General features: G+C 34.5%; 19 protein-coding genes. 5 read left to right on the top strand and 14 right to left on the bottom strand.

Features of this window, described 5'->3' with window-relative positions; all coding sequences use genetic code 11:
• Position 1: 1 nt before the first annotated feature.
• Genes LPC23_RS08210 through LPC23_RS08190 form a run of 5 tightly spaced genes read left to right on the top strand, consistent with a single transcriptional unit; the run spans position 2 to position 5,242 of the window.
• The gene (locus LPC23_RS08210; RefSeq protein WP_229329472.1) at positions 2–1,453 is read left to right on the top strand and encodes a Gfo/Idh/MocA family oxidoreductase; all 1,452 of its coding nucleotides are present in this window, start codon (positions 2–4) and stop codon (positions 1,451–1,453) included.
• Between the two features lie 11 nt (positions 1,454–1,464).
• Positions 1,465–2,190, top strand: a complete 726-nt coding sequence (locus LPC23_RS08205; RefSeq protein WP_229329470.1) for a 3-keto-disaccharide hydrolase — start codon at positions 1,465–1,467, stop codon at positions 2,188–2,190.
• Positions 2,191–2,222: 32 nt separating this feature from the next.
• Positions 2,223–3,452, top strand: coding sequence for a nucleoside permease (locus LPC23_RS08200; RefSeq protein ID WP_229329468.1), 1,230 nt, complete (start codon positions 2,223–2,225; stop codon positions 3,450–3,452).
• 7 nt (positions 3,453–3,459) lie between these two features.
• Positions 3,460–4,344: a hydroxypyruvate isomerase family protein gene (locus LPC23_RS08195; protein WP_229329467.1), complete on the top strand. Its 885-nt coding sequence runs from the start codon at positions 3,460–3,462 to the stop codon at positions 4,342–4,344.
• A gap of 19 nt (positions 4,345–4,363) precedes the next feature.
• Positions 4,364–5,242 (top strand): sugar phosphate isomerase/epimerase family protein, encoded by an 879-nt coding sequence (locus LPC23_RS08190; protein WP_229329465.1) that lies wholly within the window; start codon positions 4,364–4,366, stop codon positions 5,240–5,242.
• 242 nt (positions 5,243–5,484) lie between these two features.
• Here LPC23_RS08190 and LPC23_RS08185 read toward each other — a convergent pair whose 3' ends face one another.
• From LPC23_RS08185 to LPC23_RS08120, 14 genes are all read right to left on the bottom strand, one after another.
• Positions 5,485–7,116, bottom strand: coding sequence for a M1 family metallopeptidase (locus tag LPC23_RS08185; RefSeq protein ID WP_229329463.1), 1,632 nt, complete (start codon positions 7,114–7,116; stop codon positions 5,485–5,487).
• 10 nt (positions 7,117–7,126) lie between these two features.
• Positions 7,127–8,146 carry an alkaline phosphatase D family protein gene (locus tag LPC23_RS08180; protein WP_229329461.1) on the bottom strand — a complete coding sequence of 340 codons (1,020 nt, stop codon included), beginning with the start codon at positions 8,144–8,146 and terminating at the stop codon, positions 7,127–7,129.
• 108 nt (positions 8,147–8,254) lie between these two features.
• Complete coding sequence (gene hisIE, locus LPC23_RS08175) at positions 8,255–8,854, bottom strand: bifunctional phosphoribosyl-AMP cyclohydrolase/phosphoribosyl-ATP diphosphatase HisIE (RefSeq protein WP_229329459.1); 600 nt, start codon at positions 8,852–8,854, stop codon at positions 8,255–8,257.
• A 39-nt stretch (positions 8,855–8,893) separates the two neighbouring features.
• Positions 8,894–9,649, bottom strand: coding sequence for an imidazole glycerol phosphate synthase subunit HisF (gene hisF, locus LPC23_RS08170; RefSeq protein WP_229329457.1), 756 nt, complete (start codon positions 9,647–9,649; stop codon positions 8,894–8,896).
• Positions 9,650–9,748: 99 nt separating this feature from the next.
• On the bottom strand, positions 9,749–10,474 hold the full coding sequence (hisA, locus tag LPC23_RS08165) for a 1-(5-phosphoribosyl)-5-[(5-phosphoribosylamino)methylideneamino]imidazole-4-carboxamide isomerase (RefSeq protein WP_229329455.1): 726 nt from the start codon (positions 10,472–10,474) through the stop codon (positions 9,749–9,751).
• A gap of 42 nt (positions 10,475–10,516) precedes the next feature.
• Positions 10,517–11,098, bottom strand: a complete 582-nt coding sequence (hisH, locus tag LPC23_RS08160) for an imidazole glycerol phosphate synthase subunit HisH (protein WP_229329453.1) — start codon at positions 11,096–11,098, stop codon at positions 10,517–10,519.
• A gap of 68 nt (positions 11,099–11,166) precedes the next feature.
• Complete coding sequence (gene hisB / locus LPC23_RS08155) at positions 11,167–12,300, bottom strand: bifunctional histidinol-phosphatase/imidazoleglycerol-phosphate dehydratase HisB (protein ID WP_229329451.1); 1,134 nt, start codon at positions 12,298–12,300, stop codon at positions 11,167–11,169.
• 4 nt (positions 12,301–12,304) lie between these two features.
• A complete protein-coding gene (gene hisC / locus LPC23_RS08150; RefSeq protein ID WP_229329449.1) occupies positions 12,305–13,357 on the bottom strand; it encodes a histidinol-phosphate transaminase in 1,053 nt (350 codons plus the stop codon).
• Positions 13,347–14,639: a histidinol dehydrogenase gene (hisD, locus tag LPC23_RS08145; RefSeq protein WP_229329447.1), complete on the bottom strand. Its 1,293-nt coding sequence runs from the start codon at positions 14,637–14,639 to the stop codon at positions 13,347–13,349. The genes hisC and hisD overlap by 11 nt, the downstream gene beginning before the upstream one ends.
• Before the next feature lie 22 nt (positions 14,640–14,661).
• A complete protein-coding gene (gene hisG / locus LPC23_RS08140) occupies positions 14,662–15,519 on the bottom strand; it encodes an ATP phosphoribosyltransferase (protein ID WP_229329446.1) in 858 nt (285 codons plus the stop codon).
• Positions 15,520–15,786: 267 nt separating this feature from the next.
• A complete protein-coding gene (gene pckA / locus LPC23_RS08135; protein WP_229324478.1) occupies positions 15,787–17,391 on the bottom strand; it encodes a phosphoenolpyruvate carboxykinase (ATP) in 1,605 nt (534 codons plus the stop codon).
• A 218-nt stretch (positions 17,392–17,609) separates the two neighbouring features.
• On the bottom strand, positions 17,610–18,098 hold the full coding sequence (locus LPC23_RS08130; RefSeq protein ID WP_229329444.1) for a DUF2231 domain-containing protein: 489 nt from the start codon (positions 18,096–18,098) through the stop codon (positions 17,610–17,612).
• Positions 18,099–18,123: 25 nt separating this feature from the next.
• Positions 18,124–19,242: a VIT1/CCC1 transporter family protein gene (locus LPC23_RS08125; RefSeq protein WP_229329442.1), complete on the bottom strand. Its 1,119-nt coding sequence runs from the start codon at positions 19,240–19,242 to the stop codon at positions 18,124–18,126.
• A gap of 7 nt (positions 19,243–19,249) precedes the next feature.
• Positions 19,250–20,368, bottom strand: a complete 1,119-nt coding sequence (locus tag LPC23_RS08120; RefSeq protein WP_229329441.1) for an efflux RND transporter periplasmic adaptor subunit — start codon at positions 20,366–20,368, stop codon at positions 19,250–19,252.
• Positions 20,369–20,372 lie beyond the last annotated feature (4 nt).

The following is a 20,372-nucleotide window of genomic DNA, read 5'->3' as shown; positions in this document are numbered from 1 at the left end:
CATGAAAAAAGAAGAAAATAAACCAACGAATAATCGTCGTGATTTTATAAAAACATCTGCGATGGCTGCTGCAGCCTTTATGATTGTGCCTCGCCATGTATTAGGTAGAGGATTTGTTGCACCAAGTGACCGCTTAGTAATTGCTGGAATTGGTGCTGGTGGAAAAGGCCAATCCGATATCGCTATGTTTCATAAAAGTGGAAAAGCCGATATTGGTTTTCTTTGTGATGTTGATACAAGAAGAGCTGCTAATAGTGTAAATGCTTTTCCAAAAGCAAAATTTTACAAAGATTGGCGTGAAATGTTAGACAAAGAGCACAAAAATTTTGATGCCGTTTCTGTATCTACTCCAGATCATAACCACGCTATTCAATGTTTAGGGGCTATGCAATTAGGTAAACATGTTTATGTTCAAAAACCAATGACTCATGATATTTACGAAGCTCGTATCTTAACTGAAGCTGCTAAAAAATACAAAGTCGTTACCCAAATGGGAAATCAAGGATCTTCTAATGATGCATCTCGTACTATGAAAGAATGGTATGAAGCGGGTTTAATTGGTGATGTGCATACTATTTATGCTTGGACTGACCGCCCAGTTTGGCCACAAGGTATTCCTTGGTCATCCAATACTCAGCCTATTCCAAAAGAATTGGATTGGGATTTATGGTTAGGAACAGCTCCTTATAAAAATTATGTAGATAAATTAGTACCATTCAACTGGAGAGGTTGGTGGGATTATGGAACTGGAGCCTTAGGAGACATGGGTTGTCACTTATTAGAAACTCCATTTAGTGTATTGAATTTAAAATATGCTAAAGATGTTCAATGCAGTGTTGGTTCGGTTTATGTTGATGAATTTAAACGAGGGTATTTCCCAGAAAGTTGTCCACCTTCAAGTCATGTTACTTTAACTTTCCCTAAAACTGATAAAACTTTAGGTGATGTTAAAGTGCATTGGATGGACGGCGGTATTCAACCGGTTCGACCTGAAGAGCTAGGTCCAAATGAAATTTTTGGAGACGGAGGAAATGGAACTTTATTCATCGGAACTAAAGGGAAAATGATGTGTGACACTTACGGATTAAATCCAAGATTATTACCGTTAAGTAGAAATGAAGAAATTCAAGTTGCTCAAAAATACGCTCGTGTAAAAGATGGTATGGAAGGTCATTACAAGCAATGGGTTGATGCTGCGATTGCAGGTTATGGTAAGAAAGAAGTAAGTTCTGGATTTGAAATTGCTGGACCGTTAACCGAAGCTTTATTAATGGCAAATCTTGCTATCAGAGGATATGACATCGTTCGTGACGAATTAGGAGAAGATGTGTATCCAGGTCGTTCTGCAAAATTGTTATGGGATAATGACAATATGAAAATTACTAATTTTGATGAAGTAAATCAATTCGTAAAACGCGAGTACCGCGAAGGTTGGAAAAATTTAACACTATAATACAAACTAAAATGATTAAGAATATTTTTAAAATAGCACTAGTAACTATTTTGATGCAAACAGCTAACGCACAAACGGCTTTACCAAAAGGATTTGTTTCTCTATTTGACGGAACTTCTACAACTGGTTGGCATACTTACGGAAAACAAAAAGCTACATCTGCTTGGAAAGTAGAAAACGGCGAATTGCATTTTGACCCAGCAGCTGCAAAAAATGGTCAAGGTGGCGATCTAGTTACCGATAAAGAGTATGAAAACTTCCATTTAAAATTAGAATGGAAAGTGGCTGCAAATGCTAATAGCGGAATTATTTTTTACGTAAATGAAGATTTAACTAAATTTAAGAACACCTACGAAACTGGTCTAGAGATGCAAGTTTTGGATAACAATGGGCATCCTGATGGGAAAATAGAAAAGCACAGAGCTGGTGATTTATACGATTTAATTAAAAGTACTTCAGAACCTGTAAAACCTGTTGGTGAATGGAATTCGGTTGATATTGTATGTAAATTCGGAAAGTTACAAATGCTATTGAACGGTGTAAAAGTGGTAGAAACCATGCTTTGGGATGATAAATTTAAAGCTTTGGTAGCAGGAAGTAAATTTGCTACTTGGCCTGGTTTTGCTGCATTTCAATCAGGTAAAATTGCGCTACAAGACCACGGAGACCATGTGTGGTATCGAAATATTATGATTAAAGAATGGAATACCATGCAAACCACTACAGGTTGTAAATAATACTTTACTAACTAACCAAACCTATTTTTTTTATGAATACAACAAATAAAATCAAAATATCAAGCATGATGTTTCTAGAATTTTTTATCTGGGGAGCATGGTTTGTTACTTTGGGAACTTTTTTAGGAACTAATTTGAACGCATCAGGAGCTGAAAAGGCAGCTGTATTTTCAACCCAATCTTGGGGAGCTATAATTGCACCATTTATTATAGGCTTAATTGCTGATCGCTATTTTAATGCGGAAAGAATCTTGGGGGTGTTGCATTTAGTTGGGGCATTTTTAATGTACCAAATGTATCAGTCTAACGATTTAAGTTCTTTTTATATATATGTATTTAGTTATATGGTTTTATACATGCCAACCTTGGCATTGGTGAATTCAGTTGCATTTAACCAAATGAAAGATCCTGAAAAAGAGTTTTCATCCATTCGTGTATGGGGAACTATTGGATGGATAGTAGCAGGCCTTTCAATTAGTTATGTTTTTCATTGGGATTCTGAGTCCAGTTTAGCTAGTGGCATGTTAAAAAATACCTTTTTATTAGCTGGAGCTGCTGCTTTAGTTTTAGGATTATTAAGTTTTTTCTTACCAGCCACTCCACCTAAGGTTACTGACGAAAAAATTAAAATTGGTGATATCATCGGATTGGATGCATTGAAATTATTGAAAGACAAAAACTTTGCAGTTTTCTTTATTGCTTCTATTTTAATCTGTATTCCATTGGCTTTTTATTACCAAAATGCTAATCCCTTTTTAACAGAATCAGGATTAGAAAATCCAACCGGTAAAATGGCTATTGGTCAAATATCAGAAGCTTTATTTTTATTATTAATTCCAGTATTTTTTACTAAATACGGTTTCAAAAAAACTATTTTAGTTGGAATGTTAGCTTGGGCGATTCGTTATGTATTATTTGCTTATGGAAATGGTGGCGAATTGAGCTTTATGCTAATTCTTGGAATTGCTTTACACGGAATTTGCTATGATTTCTTCTTTGTTTCTGGACAAATTTATACGAACTCAAAAGCAGGTGAAAAATACAAAAGTGCTGCTCAAGGGTTGATTACTTTAGCTACTTATGGAGTGGGAATGTTAATTGGTTTTGCAGTAGCTGGATGGATTACTGATAATTATAAAACAGCAACCGGAACTATCAATTGGGAAATGGTTTGGATTATTCCGGCTGGAATTGCTTTAGCCGTTTTTGTATTATTTGCTTTGACATTCAATGACAAAAGTAAAACAGAAGTTTCACACTAAATTCTAAATGAAAACCAACATCAATAGACGTTCTGCTATCAAAGGAATACTTGCTAGTTCTGCTGCGCTAAGTATTCCTTTAGAATTGGCTGCTTTTGATTTGCCAAAATCAATATCCTTTCTAAATCTTAAAGGGACTATTAATCATTCTGTTTCTCGCTGGTGTTTTGACACATTGGATTTAGAAACTTTATGTGTTGAAGCAAAAAAAATGGGAATTACAGGTATTGATTTGGTAGGACCTGAAGCTTGGCCAACGTTGAAAAAACACAATTTGATTTCGACTATGTGCAATGGCGCCGAGTTGAATTTAGTGGACGGTTTTAATGATCTACAATTTCATGATAAACTAATTCAGAGTTACACTGAAATGATTCCGAGAGTAGCCGAAGCAGGTTATAAAAATCTAATTTGTTTTAGCGGCAACCGCCGAGGAAAAACGGATGAAGAAGGTTGGACTAATTGTGTGATTGGGTTACAAAAACTAATTCCATTGGCTGAAAAACACAATATAACTTTAGTAATGGAATTATTGAACAGTAGAATTGATCATAAAGATTACCAATGCGACAGAACGGCTTGGGGTGTCGAACTAGCTAAGCGAATCAATTCTCCAAATTTCAAGTTACTATATGATATCTATCACATGCAAATTGATGAGGGAGATGTCATTCGAACCATAAAAAATAATATCCAATACATCGCCCATTTTCATACGGCTGGTGTTCCTGGCAGAAATGAGATTGACGGAACACAAGAATTGAATTATCCAGCTATCATGAAAGCAATTGCTGCAACTGGTTTTAAAGGCTTTGTAGGACAAGAGTTTGTTCCTAAAAATCCAGATAAATTAGCCTCTTTACAACAAGCCATAACGATTTGTGATATTTAACTAACTAAAAATACAACCCATGAACAAAAGAAGAGAATTTTTAATCAATAGTGGTTTAGTACTAGGTACTTTGGCCATTGCTCCTTCCCTAGCCTTTACAAATAAAAAACAAACTATAGGAATTCAATTATGGACTTTACGCGATACCTTACCTAAAGATGTTAAAGGAGTTTTAGTACAAATTGCTAAAGCTGGATTTACAGAAGTGGAAACATTTGGTTTTTCTCCAAAAGACAATGCTTTCTTTGGAACATCAGTTACTGATTTCAAAGCGATCTTGGACGCGAATGGTTTGAAAGCTACAAGTAATCATTTTGATTTCAATAACTTTATTAAAACTGGGGATCTTAGCGATTTAAATGCCTACATCAAAGCGGCAAAAGTTTTAGAAAGTGAATATGTTACTATTCCATGGATTTTACCTGAATTAAGAGGGACTTCTGCAGCTGATTATAAAAAATTAGCAGCTGGTGTAAACAAAGTGGCACAACAATGCCATGCTGCAGGTTTAAAATTAGCGTATCACAATCATGATTTTGAATTTGATCAATTTGGCGATACTAACGGATACGAAATTTTATTGAACGAAACCGATCCTAATCTAGTTGACTTTGAATTGGACCTATATTGGGCAGTGCGTGCAGGACATAATCCATTAGACTTATTTAAAAAACATCCAGGGCGTTTCACAATGTGGCACGTAAAAGACATGGATAAAGCCAATAAAGAATTAAATGCCGAAATTGGCAAAGGAGTTATTGATTTTAAAGCTATTTTTGCACAAGCTAAATTGTCAGGAATGAAACGTTTCTTTTTAGAGCATGAAACCAATTATATTCCAAATCCTGCCGAATCGATCAAAACAAGTTTTGATTATATTGCTAAAAATTTAATCTAAATTTTTTAAACATAAACAATGGGTATTTAATTAGTTTATAATTAAATACCCTTTTTTATTTAAAGTATAAATTTAATTATTAATTGTTCCAACGGATTGAAATCCGTTGCAATTAAATATATCGTCCCTATGGGACTTGTAAGTCGTCTTAGAGAGCCATAGGCTCGGTTTATTTTAAAAGGCTGGACTTCAGTCCAGTCGAAATCAATATCAATTTTATTTTATTCCAATAGATTGAAATCCTAATTACTACTATCCAACCTTGCTACATAATAATTATCATTAATTGTCAATTTTGAATTGGTCGTAGCTACAGTGAGTACTTTCCATTCGTTTGTAGGTTGTATTCGTAATAATTTTCCATTTAAGTCAATTTGAACTGGCAGCGTAAATCCATCCACACAATTAATCCAACGATACACCAACTGTTTTTCTTTAAAATAATATTCCAAAGTGGGAACTCGTGTATCTCTTAAATATTGATTAAAAACTGGCGTTAAGTCAATACCGGCTTGTTCACTAATGTAGTTTTCTATTTGTTGGGTGGTTACTGTTTGGTGGTAAAACGTACTATTCAAACCTCTTAAAATTTGTCGCCATTTTTCGTCATTATTGATGATTTGGCGAATGGTATGCAACATATTACCACCTTTATAATACATATCACCTGATCCTTCATTATTGACGTCGTATTGACCAATAATCGGTTTGTCATTCTGTATGTTTTTACGAGTCCCACGAACATAAGCTGCACCGGCTTCTTTGCCATAATAGTATTCGACAAACAAACTCTCCGAATAATTAGTAAAACTTTCATGAATCCACATGTCGGCAATATCTTTATAAGTGATATTATTAGCAAACCACTCATGTCCTGACTCGTGAATTATAATAAAATCAAATTTCAATCCCCAACCTGTGCCGCTTAGATCACGTCCACGATAGCCGTTTTGATAGCCATTTCCATAGGTCACACTACTTTGGTGTTCCATGCCTAAATATGGCACTTCAACCAATTTATAACTATCTTCATAAAAAGGATACGGTCCAAACCAATGTTCGAAAGCCTTTAGCATTTTAGGCACGTCTTGAAATTGTTTTTTAGCTTTCGCCAAATTATTTCGCAACACATAATATTGGCAATCCAAAATGCCTTTTTCACCTTTATACTTTTCAGAAAAAGCTACATAATCGCCAATGTTGATATTAACTCCGTAATTATTAATTGGATTATTGACTTGCCAAGTGTAGGTCGTCGTATTGTCTTTTAATGGTTTGGTACCTATCAAACGACCATTGGAAATATTCATTAGACCTTTTGGTACATTAACACTAATCAACATGGATTCGGCTTCGTCATACATATGATCTTTGTTAGGCCACCACACACTAGCTCCTAATCCTTGACAGGAAGAAGCGATAAATGATTTTCCATTTTCGTCTTTTTTCCAAGTAATTCCTCCATCCCAAGGCGGATTAACCGCTATTTTGGGCTTTCCTCCATAAAAAACTGTAATTTGTTTGTTTTCCCCTCTGTTTTGATTGGCAGCTAAATATGCATAATACACATTACCTTCTCTTTGGTACTTCAGGTTGATGCCATCTTGTACTATTTTGGTAATTTGCATTGGCTCTTGCAAGTCAATTTGCATTATATTGAATTTATCCACTACTTGATAGTCAATTGTATTAGAACCTACAATCGTGCTATCAGCCGGATTGACTTTGATATCCAAGTGGTATTTTTTTAGATCCCACCAACTTCTTTCTTTCGTAATACTTCCTCGTAAGCTATCTTGTCTAGTAAATTTTTGTGCCAAAATAGTATTGGTAAACAATACTATAAGGAAAAGGTAAATTGTTTTTTTGTTCATAATTCGAGTATTAAAATTGCTGAATATGTTCACCTAAAAGTTTGTTTTCTAATCCGCGAATTTGCATGATGACAAGATTGTTAATGAAATCAAATTGTAATAAACCGAAATTTTTATCAGACACCACTTTTCCTACTTGATACGGATTTTCTTCTCCCGAAAAACTAGAATATACATGAGTCAATCCGCTAGAAGTAAAGTCGACAAGTGGATAATTTAAATTAGAAATTTTCTTAGACGAAAAAGTTGCAATATGTCTGTCACCCGAAACAATGAATGTTCCTTTAGCCTTTGATGCCACGATTAGCTTTTCTAGTTTATCAATTTCATGCGGGAAATTGCCCCAACATTCAAATCCGTGTTTGTCAGACAACAATTGAATACTACTCACAATCACGTTAAATTGGGCGTCAGATGTAGAGAGTTCTTCTTCTAGCCATTTCCATTGTGCTTTACCTAAAATAGTTCCTTGACCATACGGATTGGGTTGTAAACGTTTTTTTGAATTCAGCGCTTTTGTGACAGCCGTTCTGAAAAAGCGACTGTCTAGAACAATTATTTTGACTTTATTTCCATCAAAATTAATAACTCTAGAATTATAAACGCCATCTCTAAAACGTTCAGGAGCGTCTTTGGCTGTTCCTAAAAAATCCAATAATAATTGCTGACTTTCCCTTTTATACGGGTATTCTTCTCCTCCATCGTTAAGACCATAATCATGATCGTCCCAAGTTCCTAAAATTTGTTTGTTGGCTATAAATTGTAAATAATCGCTATCATTTTTCTGAATGGCATAATTTTCTCTAAGCTCATTCATGTCTTCGGTATCTGAATAGACATCATCACCTCCCCAAATCCAAGCTACAGGATGGTTTTCATCAATAGATTTCCATAATTCGTTTTTGAGTCTTTGATTGTCACAAGAACCAAAAGCAATGGAATAGGTTTTAGTTTGAGAATAACTAGAAAGCGTAATTAGTGAAATAATTACCGCTAATTGGTAAGTAAATTTAGGACCTGTAAATATCATTTTCTTCAATTAAATAGAGAAGTAAATGTAAATGATTTTATTTATAATTAAAACAAAACCCAATAGAATTCAATCTATTGGGTTTAGAATTATGAAATTGAAATGAATTTATTTCTGTCTTTTTTTCAAAACTTCAATGACATCATTGAGTTGAAAACCTTTGGCTTGCAATAAAATAAGATAGTGGAAAAGTAAATCAGCACTCTCGCTCAAAAATAATTCATCGTTATTATCTTTTGCTTCAATAACAACTTCTACCGCTTCCTCACCTACTTTTTGAGCTATTTTGTTGATTCCTTTTTCAAATAAAGAAGCCACATAACTTTTTTCATCATCGGCATTGTCACGACGTGTTTTGATGGTTTGTTCCAAAGTCGAAATAAACCCATAATTAGGTTCGTTTTCTTCTGCCCAACAGGTATCGGTTCCGTTATGACAAGTTGGTCCAACAGGCTGTACTTGAATCAGTAAGGTATCATTGTCACAATCGTTTTTGATACTTAGTAGGTTCAAAAAGTTACCACTTTCTTCTCCTTTGGTCCAAAGACGTTGTTTGGAGCGACTATAAAAAGTTACTTTTTTTGTTTCTTGTGTTTTGGCGAAAGCCTCTTCGTTCATATATCCTAACATTAAAACGGCTTTTGTTTCGCTATCTTGGATAATGGCTGGAATTAATCCGTGGGCACTTTTTGAAAAATCAATGTTCATGGGTGTAATGATAAATTATGAGTTGTGAATTTGGACAAATTAAATTCTAACTTCAATATGATTATTTTGTAATTCTTTTTTTAAGGTCTTAATTTCAATTTCTTTGAAATGGAAAACACTGGCTGCTAAAGCGGCATCTGATTTTCCTTCGACAAAGGTATCTATAAAATGTTGCATATTCCCTGCGCCTCCTGAGGCAATAATTGGAATATTCACTAATTGCGACAATGCAGCTAAGGCTTCGTTTGCAAATCCATTTTTAGTTCCGTCATGATCCATTGAGGTAAACAAGATTTCTCCTGCACCACGCGCTGCTACTTCTTTCGCCCAATCGAAAAGTTTAATATCTGTAGGCACTTTACCACCTACTAAATGCACTATCCATTCACCATCAATTTGTTTAGCATCAATAGCAACAACTACACATTGGCTACCAAATTTCTGAGCTAAATCGGTAATCAGTTGTGGATTTTTTACCGCAGCAGAGTTTATAGATACTTTATCTGCACCGTTTTGCAACAATATTTCTACATCTTCTACAGATGCGATTCCACCACCCACAGTAAACGGAATATTGATAGTAGACGCTACTTTGCGAACTAAATCCACCAAAGTTTTACGGCGTTCTTCTGTAGCTGAAATATCTAAAAACACCAATTCATCTGCTCCTTCATCAGAATAGATTTTAGCCAATTCGACAGGATCTCCCGCATCGCGTAAGTCCACAAAATTGACCCCTTTGACCGTTCTTCCGTTTTTGATATCCAAACAAGGAATGATTCTTTTTGTAAGCATTATTTTTTTGTTTCACAGAGATTCACCAAGACTTCGCAAAGAATCACAAAGATTTTAGTGCCTCTTTGTGCTATACTTTGCTCCACTTTGCGAAATAATCTATTGGTTTAAAATATAATTTTCTAATTGTTTCAACGAAATCCTTCCTTCGTAAATCGCTTTCCCAATAATAGTTCCTTCACAACCTAATTCGGCTAATTGTGGCAGTTCATCAAAAGTGGAAATACCACCAGAGGCAATTAATTTAATTCCTTTGGCTGTAGCCAAAATTTTAGCATACAAATCAAAACTTGGTCCAGCTAACATCCCATCTTTAGCGATATCTGTACAAATGACATACTCAATTCCTTTGCTTTGGTAGTCTTGAATGAATGGCACTAAATCTTCGTTTGAGTCTTCTAGCCAACCAGAAACAGCCACTTTTTCATTGGTAGCATCGGCTCCTAAAATGATTTTATCCGAACCGTATACAGCTATCCACTGTTCAAAAACAGCTCTATTTTTTACGGCAATACTTCCACCGGTAATTTGGTTCGCCCCCGATTCAAAAGCAATCTTCAAATCAGCATCCGATTTCAATCCACCACCAAAATCAATTTTCAATTGGGTTTGAGTAGCAATTTGTTCTAGAATTTTATAATTCACAATCTTGCTTGACTTGGCGCCATCTAAATCCACCAAATGTAAATACTCAATTCCGTGCGCTTCATACGATTTGGCCACTTCAAGCGGATTCTCATTGTAAATGATTTTAGTATCGTAATCCCCTTTGGACAAACGAACACATTTTCCGTCAATGATATCTATGGCTGGTATTATTCTCATTTTATATACGATTTACGATATTTGATATACGATATTATAAATTTATAACTTTAAAAAGTTGCCAAGGATTTGTTCTCCTACATCGCCACTCTTTTCTGGGTGGAATTGTGTTCCATAAAAATTATTTTTTTGCAAAGCCGAAGTATATTCTACATCATAATTCGTATTTGCAATAGCTTCGTTACAATTAGGAACATAATAACTATGGACTAAATACATGTATTCGTTATTGTTAATTCCTTCAAACAAAGGCGATTTTAAATTATAAATTTGGTTCCATCCCATTTGAGGAACTTTGACATTGGTTGAAAATCGGATTACATTCGCATCAAAAATGCCTAAACCCTCTGTATTTCCTTCTTCGGAATGGTTGCACATCAACTGCATCCCCAAACATATTCCTAACACGGGTTGTTTCAATGTTGGAATCATACTATCCAAACCACTTTCTTTGAGTTTTTGCATAGCATAACTCGCTTCTCCAACTCCAGGAAAAATCACTTTATCCGCTTGTTGAATCTCGTCTGGATTATTAGTTAACACGGCTGTAAATCCCAAACGCTCTATAGCAAATAGAATGCTTTGAATATTTCCTGCTCCGTAATTGATAATGGCAATTTTCATTTTATATGCTTTGGGCTTTGGGCTTTGAGCTTTGGGCAGAATACCGATAGCTGAAAGCTCGAAGCATTTTATAACATTCCTTTGGTACTAGGTAAAATCATTTTCTCTGTATCGCGTTTTACAGCAACTTTGATCGCTTTGGCGAAAGCCTTGAAAATAGCTTCAATCTTGTGATGTTCGTTAGTTCCTTCCGCTTTGATATTGATATTCGCTTTGGCACCATCAGAAAACGATTTAAAAAAGTGGTAAAACATTTCTGTCGGCATTTTACCTACCATTTCGCGTTTGAATTCGGTTTCCCAAACCAACCAATTTCTACCTCCAAAGTCAATGGCTACTTGTGATAAACAATCGTCCATTGGCAAGCAAAAACCGTAACGTTCAATTCCTAATTTGTTTCCTAATGCTTTCGCAAAAACTTCTCCTAAAGCAATGGCGGTATCTTCAATTGTATGGTGTTCGTCAACCTCTAAATCACCTTTTACGGTAATTTCTAAGTCCATTTGCCCATGACGTGCAATTTGGTCTAACATGTGATCAAAAAAGGCAATTCCGGTATCGATTTTACTTTTTCCTGTTCCGTCTAAATTCAGATTGATAAAAATATCCGTTTCATTGGTTTTTCTTTCAATACTTGCCGAACGTGCTTCTAGTTTTAAAAACTCATAAATGGTTTTCCAATCGGTGGTTTGTAAGGAAATAACATCGCTAAAATCTTCATTTTCTTTGATTTCTTCACTTCCTAAACCTTCTTGTTGCTTTAAGAAAATAGCTTTAGCACCTAAGTTCTTTGCTAAGGCAACATCTGTAATTCGGTCGCCCAATACAAAAGAATTGGTTAAATCATAGTTAGGATTTTCAATGTACTTAGTCAACATACCTGTACGAGGTTTACGAGTTGGCGCATTGTCTGCTGGAAACGAACGGTCTATGAAAATATCATCAAATAAAACGCCTTCGTTTTCAAACGCTCTTAAAATGAAATTCTGTGTAGGCCAAAAGGTATCTTCTGGAAAACTATCGGTTCCTAATCCGTCTTGGTTGGTTACCATTGCCAATTCATAATCCAATTCGTTGGCAATTTTAGCCAAATACTGAAAGGCTTTGGGGTAAAATTCTAATTTATCTAAACTGTCTAATTGAAAATCGGTAGGTTCTATTACGATGGTTCCATCCCGATCTATAAATAATACTTTTTTCATATTCTTAATTCAAGCTTTTTAAAGCGGCTATTAATTTTTGATTTTCTTCTTCTGTTCCAATAGTCAAACGCAAAGTGTTTTCACATAATGGCTGAGTCGTTCTATTTCGAATCACAATTCCTTTGGCGATTAATTCATCATAACGTTGGTTCGCATTATCGACTTTAATTAAGATAAAATTGGCCTCAGTTGGGAAAATTTTTGAAACAAAATTCACTTCACTCAATACTTTAAGTAACTTTTCTCTTTGAGCTATTATTGAATTAATTTCTTCCTTTATTTGTGTTGGATTAGCCAAACGTTCCAATGCTCTTTTTTGGGTCAGTTCATTAACGTTGTAGGGTGGTTTTATTTTATTCAAAACCGCAATAATTGCTGCAGAAGCATAACAAATTCCCAATCTTATTCCTGCCAAACCATAGGCTTTAGACAAGGTTTGGGTAATAATTAAATTAGGATAATCCTTGATTTTTTGAATCCAGGAGGCTTTGTCTGAAAAGTCAATATAGGCTTCGTCAATTACCACTAATCCATTGAAATTATCAAGTAAATAGTGAACACTTTCCTCTGAAAAAGAATTTCCCGTTGGATTGTTGGGCGAACAAAGGAAAATCATTTTGGAATTCTCATCCACCGCTTTCATAATCGCATCTAATTGTGGCTGAAAATCAGTTGAAAGTACAACCTCCCTATTCTCAATTGCATTTAGATTGGCCAAAACTCCATACATTCCGTAGGTTGGAGGCAACGTAATTACATTGTCTATTTTAGGTTCGCAAAAAGCTCGGAACAATAAATCCAAAACTTCATCGCTTCCATTTCCTAAAAGGATTTGATTTTTTCCAACTCCATTTTGTTGCGCTAAAACCGATTTAACCGATGCTTGCTGTGGGTCTGGATAACGATTCACGCCATTTTCAAACGGATTTTCATTGGCATCCAAAAAAATCATTTCAGCTGTGTCAAAATCTTCAAATTCATCTCGCGCCGAAGAATAGGGCTTCATTGCTTTAACGTTCTCACGAATTAAGGTATTGATATCAAAACTATTTTTCATTTTCAATCGCTTTTAAACGTAATGTAACCGCATTTTTGTGTGCTTGCAATCCTTCTTTATCTGCCATAATTTCGATAGCATTTCCAATGTTTTGAATCCCTTTTTCAGAAATCTTTTGAAACGTCATTGATTTCATAAAACTATCCAAGTTCACACCGCTATAATTCTTAGCATAACCGTTGGTTGGTAGCGTATGATTCGTCCCAGAAGCATAATCACCCGCACTTTCTGGAGTATAATTACCTATGAAAACCGAACCCGCATTTTCGATATTATCAACATAAAAATCATTTTTTTCAGTACAAACTATAAAGTGTTCTGGACCATATTCGTTAATTAAATCTAGTGCTATTACTGCATTTTCGACAAAAATCAATTTAGAATTAGCAATGGCTTTTTCTGCAATTTCCTTTCTTGGCAAAACAGCTAATTGCGATTGTACCTCTTGCTCAACTGCGTCTATCATTTTCTTAGAAGTCGAAACTAATATCACTTGACTATCAGTTCCGTGTTCAGCTTGACTTAACAAATCAGACGCTACAAAAGCGGGTACAGCACTATCGTCGGCTACGACTAACAATTCCGATGGTCCAGCAGGCATATCAATGGCTACGCCAAATTGAGTTGCTAATTGTTTTGCCACCGTTACATATTGATTTCCGGGTCCAAATATTTTATACACTTTCGGAATAGTAGTTGTTCCAAAAGTCATTCCCGCTATCGCTTGAATTCCACCTACTTTTATAATTTTAGTTACCCCACATAAGTTTGCAGCGTACAAAATAGCAGGATTTAAATTGCCGTTTTTATTGGGAGGCGAACACAATACTACTTCTTTGCATCCAGCAATTGCAGCTGGAATAGCCAACATCAACACTGTTGAAAACAAAGGCGCTGTTCCGCCAGGAATGTATAATCCAATTTTCTGAATAGGACGTTTTTCTTGCCAACATTGAACCCCTTCCGTAGTTTCAACGCTAACACGATTGGTTTTTTGCGCTTGGTGGAATTTTTCGATATTTGATTTAGCCAATTGAATAGCTGCTTTCAATTCGTCAGAAACTGCAGCAATAGCTTGTTCTATTTCGGCATTGGAAACCAAATTGTTTTCCAAAGCAATTCCGTCAAACTTTGCTGTATATTGATTTACAGCTTCGTCTCCTTTTGATTGTACTGCAGCAAAAATTTCTTTTACTGTTGCTTCGATATCGTCCACAGTTTTAGTAGGTCTCTCTAATAAAGAAGCCCAGTTTTCCTGTTTTGGATTGTATATTTTATTCATTGTGTTTTTAGTATTTAAACGATTACAACACCATTTTTTCAATTGGACAAACCAGAATACCTTCCGCTCCAGCGGCTTTTAACTCGTCGATTACTTCCCAAAAACGATCCTCTTCAATAACAGTGTGAACACTTGACCAACCTTCTTGTGCCAATGGCATAACCGTTGGGCTTTTTAAAACGGGTAAAATGGAACTGATTTCTTTTATTTTATCGTTCGGTACATTCATTAAAATGTATTTTGATTTACGTGCTCTTAAAACGGATTGGATTCGGAATTGTAATTTGTTTAAAATTACTTTGTTTTCAGAAGTCATTTTTGGCGAAACCGCTAAAACAGCCTCACTTTTAAATATTACTTCAACTTCTTTTAAATTGTTTTTAAACAAAGTACTACCACTTGAAACAATATCTACGATAGCATCTGCCAAACCAATATTAGGCGCAATTTCGACCGAACCTGAAATTTGGTGCAAATCAACTGCAATATTTTTGGAATTAAAGAAATCCAAAACGGTATTTGGGTAAGAAGTAGCAATTCGCAAACCCTCTAAATCATTAACAGAATTGTATTCAAAGTTCTTGGGTACAGCAACAGAAACTTTGCATTTTGAAAAACCTAATTTCTCTACTACTTGAATGCTTTTTCCTTTTTCGACTAAAAGATTATCGCCTACAATAGCAGCATCTACTACTCCATCGATTAAATATTGAGGAATATCCGAATTTCTAAGGTATAAAACTTCCAAAGGAAAATTCGAAGCAGTTGCTTTTAATTGATCATTTCCATTGTTGATAGAAATTCCGCAATCTTTAAGAATTTGGATACTGTCTTCGTTTAGTCTTCCTGATTTTTGAATGGCAATTTTTAACGTACTCATTGTTTTTTTTGTTTTTAGCTTTTAGTTTAGATTTGAGTACAACGGATACAATAAAAAAACCCGTTTGATGTACTCAAACGGGTTTTTAAATATGTGACATACACGCATACCATTAACACATCGCTTGAGAGCAATTTTGTGAATGATGATGATGTAATTGAATTAATAACATAACCTAATTAATTTAGAGTGCAAATATATACAATTAAAATAAAGTTAAGTGGCATAAATCCAACTTAAATTGGAAAAATTGTTAAATAAGGTAAATTAGAGTTTAGGACCAGCCTTAACTAAACGTTTTCCCTCTTCATTATCAGTATACTGTTCAAAGTTTTTAATATAACGAGCTGCTAAATCTTTAGCTCTTCGTTCCCATTCTTTTTTGTCCTCATACGTATCTCTAGGATCTAAAATACCTTCACTTACATTTGGCAACTCATTTGGAATAGTTAAGTTCAAATAAGGAATTTCAGTTGTCGAAGACTTTTCTATTTCTCCACTAATAATAGCATCAATAATGGCTCTAGTATTTTTTAACGAAATACGTTTACCAGTTCCATTCCATCCTGTGTTCACTAAATAAGCTTTGGCACCATGCTTTTTCATTTTGCCAATCAGTGTTTTTGAATACATAGTTGGATGAAGTGTTAAAAAAGCTTCTCCAAAAGCAGGAGAAAACGAAGGTACAGGCTCAGTAATTCCTCTTTCAGTTCCAGCTAATTTTGAAGTGTAACCACATAAAAAGTGGTATTGTGCTTGATCTTCATCTAAAATAGAAACTGGAGGTAATACCCCAAAGGCATCTGCAGAAAGGTAAATTATTTTTTTAGCATGTCCAGCCTTTGAAGGAAGGACAATTTTATTGATATGATATATTGGATAGGAAACCCTTGAATTTTCAGTAATTGAATGGTCATGATAATTAATTTCACCGTATTCATCTACCATTACATTCTCGAGCAAAGCGTCTCTTTTAATAGCTCGCCAAATATCAGGTTCATTTTGTTCAGACAAGTCAATTACTTTAGCATAACAGCCTCCTTCAAAATTAAATACGCCATTATCATCCCAACCGTGTTCATCATCTCCAATTAAATAACGTTTAGGATCAGCAGAAAGCGTAGTTTTTCCTGTTCCAGATAGTCCAAAGAATACAGCAACATCTCCATCTTCTCCAACATTAGCTGAACAATGCATAGATGCCATTCCTTTTAATGGTAAATAATAATTCATCATGGCAAACATTCCTTTCTTCATTTCTCCACCATACCAAGTACCTCCGATAATTTGGATTTTTTCGGTAAGATTAAATACAACGAAGTTTTCAGAGTTGAGCCCCTGTTTTTGCCAATCTGGATTGGTGGTTTTCGATCCATTCATTACCACGAAATCAGGCTCACCAAAGTTTTCTAATTCGTAAACAGAAGGACGAATAAACATATTGGTTACAAAATGCGCTTGCCATGCTACTTCCATAACAAAACGAACTTTTAATCGAGTGTCAGGATTTGTACCACAAAAAGCATCAACAACATAAAGTTTGGGAGATGTAGAAAGTTGTTTTAATACCAACTTTTTCAAATCATGCCAAATCATTTGAGTTGTGGGAAAATTAACTTTATCATCCCAATAAATAGTATCTTTTGTGATATCGTCTTTTACAATATAACGGTCTTTTGGTGAACGACCTGTAAATATTCCGGTTTTAACTGCTACTGCTCCAGTTTCTGTTAAAGCTCCTTTTTCATATCCTTTTCTTCTTTGTGAAACCTCTGCTTGAAATAAATCTTCATAACTTGGATTGTACGAAACTTCATGGTAACCTGTTATCCCTAATCCTTGTAATTCTTGAATAATTTTGATGTTTTTCATCTTCTATTGTATTTAAAAATAATCAACGTTCTATTATTTTCAAAAATAATCAAATAAAATAACGAAAACGATATAGTAGATAATAAATTAAAAGAATAATAAGTTTATTGCGAATAATATAAAATAATTAAAAATAAATAACGTATTTATAAAATAAACACAATATTTATTTTTAAAGTATTAATAAATTCTGAGAAATAGTACTAATTTAAAAATGACTATTCGTCATGTTTATTATCTGTTTTTAAATTATAAGTAGCATTAGAATCATTTCGTATTTCAGTATGACGAATTTCACCACCAGAGGTACCTACTTTTTGAATTACAAAAAGACTAGCGATACTTAAAACTAATAGTAAATAGGAAACTAATTTCTGCTTAAGATTGTTTTTATATTGGAAATAAAAACCAACTAATGATAAAATTCCTAAAACATCTAATAATAAAGCCATTTTTTCAGCTAATTCCTCGTGTTCATGGATGATTTTCCAACCAATCCCTGGCATGTCTTCTACTAATTCCTCTGCTCCTTCACCAGTATTCATACTCAAAATACCAAAAACAGCTCCAATAATAAATAATACATAAGCAGTATTAATAATCGATTGGTTTTTGTTTAATAATCCTGCAATTAAAATTCCAATTGCTACAATAGTTCCAACAATCGGAAAATGGTTTACTACCATGTGTAAATGTGCGTCATTCATAGTTTATAAATATTTAAGTTAAAAATTATCCTGCTAGTGAAACTCCAATTAAAGTTCCAATTCCATAGGTTACTGCTGCGGCTACCAATCCAAAAGCAACTTGTCTAAATCCAGAAAATAAAATACTCTTACCTGTCAATAAAGTAATCGCTGCTCCAATCCCAAAAAGACCCACAACGCTACTTCCAATACTAAGTAAAATAGCGCTTCTACCATCTAAGAAGATAAATGGATACAACGGAATGATGGCTCCAATGGCAAATAAAATAAATGATGCTGTTGCAGCTTCCCATGCCGAACCTCCTAATTCATCTTTGTCAATTCCTAATTCCTCAGTAATGATTGCATCAATGGCAGTCTTTGGGCTTTCAAATGCTTTGTCTGCTAATTTTTGTGCATCGGCTGCATTCATACCTTTGGCTTGGTACAATAAAACCAATTCTTTTTTCTCTTCTTCGGGAGAAGCTTCTAATTCTTCTGTCTCTAATTCAATTTGACGTTGATTCAATTCTCTTGAACTTTGTACTGATAGCCATTCGCCTAAAGCCATAGAAATTGCTCCAGCCAAAAGTCCTGCGGTTCCTGTTAATAGAATAGTATCATTAGAAACGGATGCGCCAGCTACTCCCATAACTAAACTCATATTAGAAACTAGTCCGTCATTTGATCCTAGTACCGCTGCTCGTAATGCATTTCCACCTACAGATTTATGACGACTTTCAAACTTGGATAACAATCCACCAGAAACGTTCAACGCCTCATTATTATTGACTGCTTCGATAATATTCAAGTGATTGTGTTCAAATCCGGTTAGCTTTTCGCCTTGTTCGATTTTATTCTTGATAGTATTAACAGCAAATTGCTTTTCAATGTTGGCCAAACTACTAATGATAGAACTATAGCCAAATAGCTTTCCTACTTTCAATTGAAACTTGGCTGTCGAAGAAGGCAATGGCATTTGATAATTGGTATCAAAAGTCACTATTTTATTCAACATGTGATGAGCATGTCCCTTTTCTATTTCAGCCAAACTATTCAAAACCCGTTTTAAACTAATATCAGTTTGAATGGAAGCAATGCTATCATATAAAAAAGCAGTATCTACTTCAATTTGCAATTGCTTTTTTAATTTATTTACATCCATAGCGTAATTAGTTTGCAATATCAAAAGCGCCTTTTACTACAATTTTAGATGAAGCATTGATTAGATTGTTCGGAATTACTTCTATAAAAGAGCTATTCTTTTCTCCTATTTTAACTGCTACTTTTTTGAAACTGTAAGAATTGTTTTTTGCGCTTTCTAATAAAAGTACATAATTTTTATTGTTTTCACTAATAACAGCGTCAAAAGGTAGTGCTAATCCGTTTTTTGAACTGGTTGTAATTGAAGCCTCAACAAACATACCTGTCAATAATTTTTGTTTAATTTTCTCATCTAGATGTCCGTGAACATTAATTGTTCTTTCATTTCCTTCAATGGATTTACCTACTAAATGTACTTCGGCCGGGAATATTTCTTTGGAAGCTTCAGGTACCTTAAATTGTATTTTCTGTCCCACTTTTACATTTAATATGTCTTTTTCAAACACCGCCAATTCCAAATGTAAGTGCTGTGTATCTACAATTTCCATAATTACGTCCGATGGTGCTAGATACCTACCAATAGCTGCATTCATAATCACAATGTCACCAGAAATTGGAGACGAAATAGTTACAAAAGAAGTTAATTTCCCCTTTTCAACATGCGTCGGATTAATATTGAGAAGCAGCAGTTTTTCTCTTAAACTTTGATACATTCCTTTTGCTCTTCGATAGTCACTTTCTGCTTTTAAATAATTTTTTTGCGAACTAATTTTTTCGTCAAACAATGTTTTTTGTCTATCGAATTCGGATTTCAAATACTTAATCTGTTCAGCAACTTCAAGATATTCCTTTTGAATGTCTAAATATTCTGTACTTTCTAATGTAATGAGTGTTTGTCCTTTACGAACTTTATCTCCAACTAATAGTCGAGTAGATTTCACATAACCTCCAATGAATGTTGTCACTTGTGCCCTATTTTGTGGTGGAACATCAATTTTTCCCGATGCCTTACAATTGACATCAAATGCACGCTCTTTTGGACTGTCTATTTGAATACCTATCGACTCAAATTGAGCCGATGTAATCGCAATTAGCCCATCATCTTTGGGCGTAATTTCTTCTTTTGTAGCTTCTTTACACCCCAATAAACTGGAAGAAACAGCTAATATATATAGTATCTTTTTCATGAAA

Origin of the sequence: Flavobacterium ammonificans (assembly GCF_020885975.1) — a bacterium.
GTDB classification, from domain to species: Bacteria; Bacteroidota; Bacteroidia; order Flavobacteriales; family Flavobacteriaceae; genus Flavobacterium; species Flavobacterium ammonificans.
The sequence above is the reverse complement of the archived record's forward strand: the minus strand, read 5'-3'. Positions and strand labels throughout refer to the sequence as shown.

Coding starts and splice junctions, on each gene's coding strand:
- hisIE (WP_229329459.1), bottom strand. CDS start 8,854: ATGAACATTGATTTTTCAAAAAGTGCCCACGGATTAATTCCAGCCATT.
- LPC23_RS08180 (WP_229329461.1), bottom strand. CDS start 8,146: ATGATATTTACAGGTCCTAAATTTACTTACCAATTAGCGGTAATTATT.
- LPC23_RS08200 (WP_229329468.1), top strand. CDS start 2,223: ATGAATACAACAAATAAAATCAAAATATCAAGCATGATGTTTCTAGAA.
- LPC23_RS08210 (WP_229329472.1), top strand. CDS start 2: ATGAAAAAAGAAGAAAATAAACCAACGAATAATCGTCGTGATTTTATA.
- hisC (WP_229329449.1), bottom strand. CDS start 13,357: ATGAAAAATAGTTTTGATATCAATACCTTAATTCGTGAGAACGTTAAA.
- LPC23_RS08195 (WP_229329467.1), top strand. CDS start 3,460: ATGAAAACCAACATCAATAGACGTTCTGCTATCAAAGGAATACTTGCT.
- LPC23_RS08205 (WP_229329470.1), top strand. CDS start 1,465: ATGATTAAGAATATTTTTAAAATAGCACTAGTAACTATTTTGATGCAA.
- hisB (WP_229329451.1), bottom strand. CDS start 12,300: ATGAAAAAAGTATTATTTATAGATCGGGATGGAACCATCGTAATAGAA.
- hisH (WP_229329453.1), bottom strand. CDS start 11,098: ATGAAAATTGCCATTATCAATTACGGAGCAGGAAATATTCAAAGCATT.
- hisF (WP_229329457.1), bottom strand. CDS start 9,649: ATGCTTACAAAAAGAATCATTCCTTGTTTGGATATCAAAAACGGAAGA.
- LPC23_RS08190 (WP_229329465.1), top strand. CDS start 4,364: ATGAACAAAAGAAGAGAATTTTTAATCAATAGTGGTTTAGTACTAGGT.
- hisD (WP_229329447.1), bottom strand. CDS start 14,639: ATGAATAAAATATACAATCCAAAACAGGAAAACTGGGCTTCTTTATTA.
- hisA (WP_229329455.1), bottom strand. CDS start 10,474: ATGAGAATAATACCAGCCATAGATATCATTGACGGAAAATGTGTTCGT.
- pckA (WP_229324478.1), bottom strand. CDS start 17,391: ATGAAAAACATCAAAATTATTCAAGAATTACAAGGATTAGGGATAACA.
- LPC23_RS08120 (WP_229329441.1), bottom strand. CDS start 20,368: ATGAAAAAGATACTATATATATTAGCTGTTTCTTCCAGTTTATTGGGG.
- LPC23_RS08125 (WP_229329442.1), bottom strand. CDS start 19,242: ATGGATGTAAATAAATTAAAAAAGCAATTGCAAATTGAAGTAGATACT.
- LPC23_RS08185 (WP_229329463.1), bottom strand. CDS start 7,116: ATGAACAAAAAAACAATTTACCTTTTCCTTATAGTATTGTTTACCAAT.
- LPC23_RS08130 (WP_229329444.1), bottom strand. CDS start 18,098: ATGAATGACGCACATTTACACATGGTAGTAAACCATTTTCCGATTGTT.
- hisG (WP_229329446.1), bottom strand. CDS start 15,519: ATGAGTACGTTAAAAATTGCCATTCAAAAATCAGGAAGACTAAACGAA.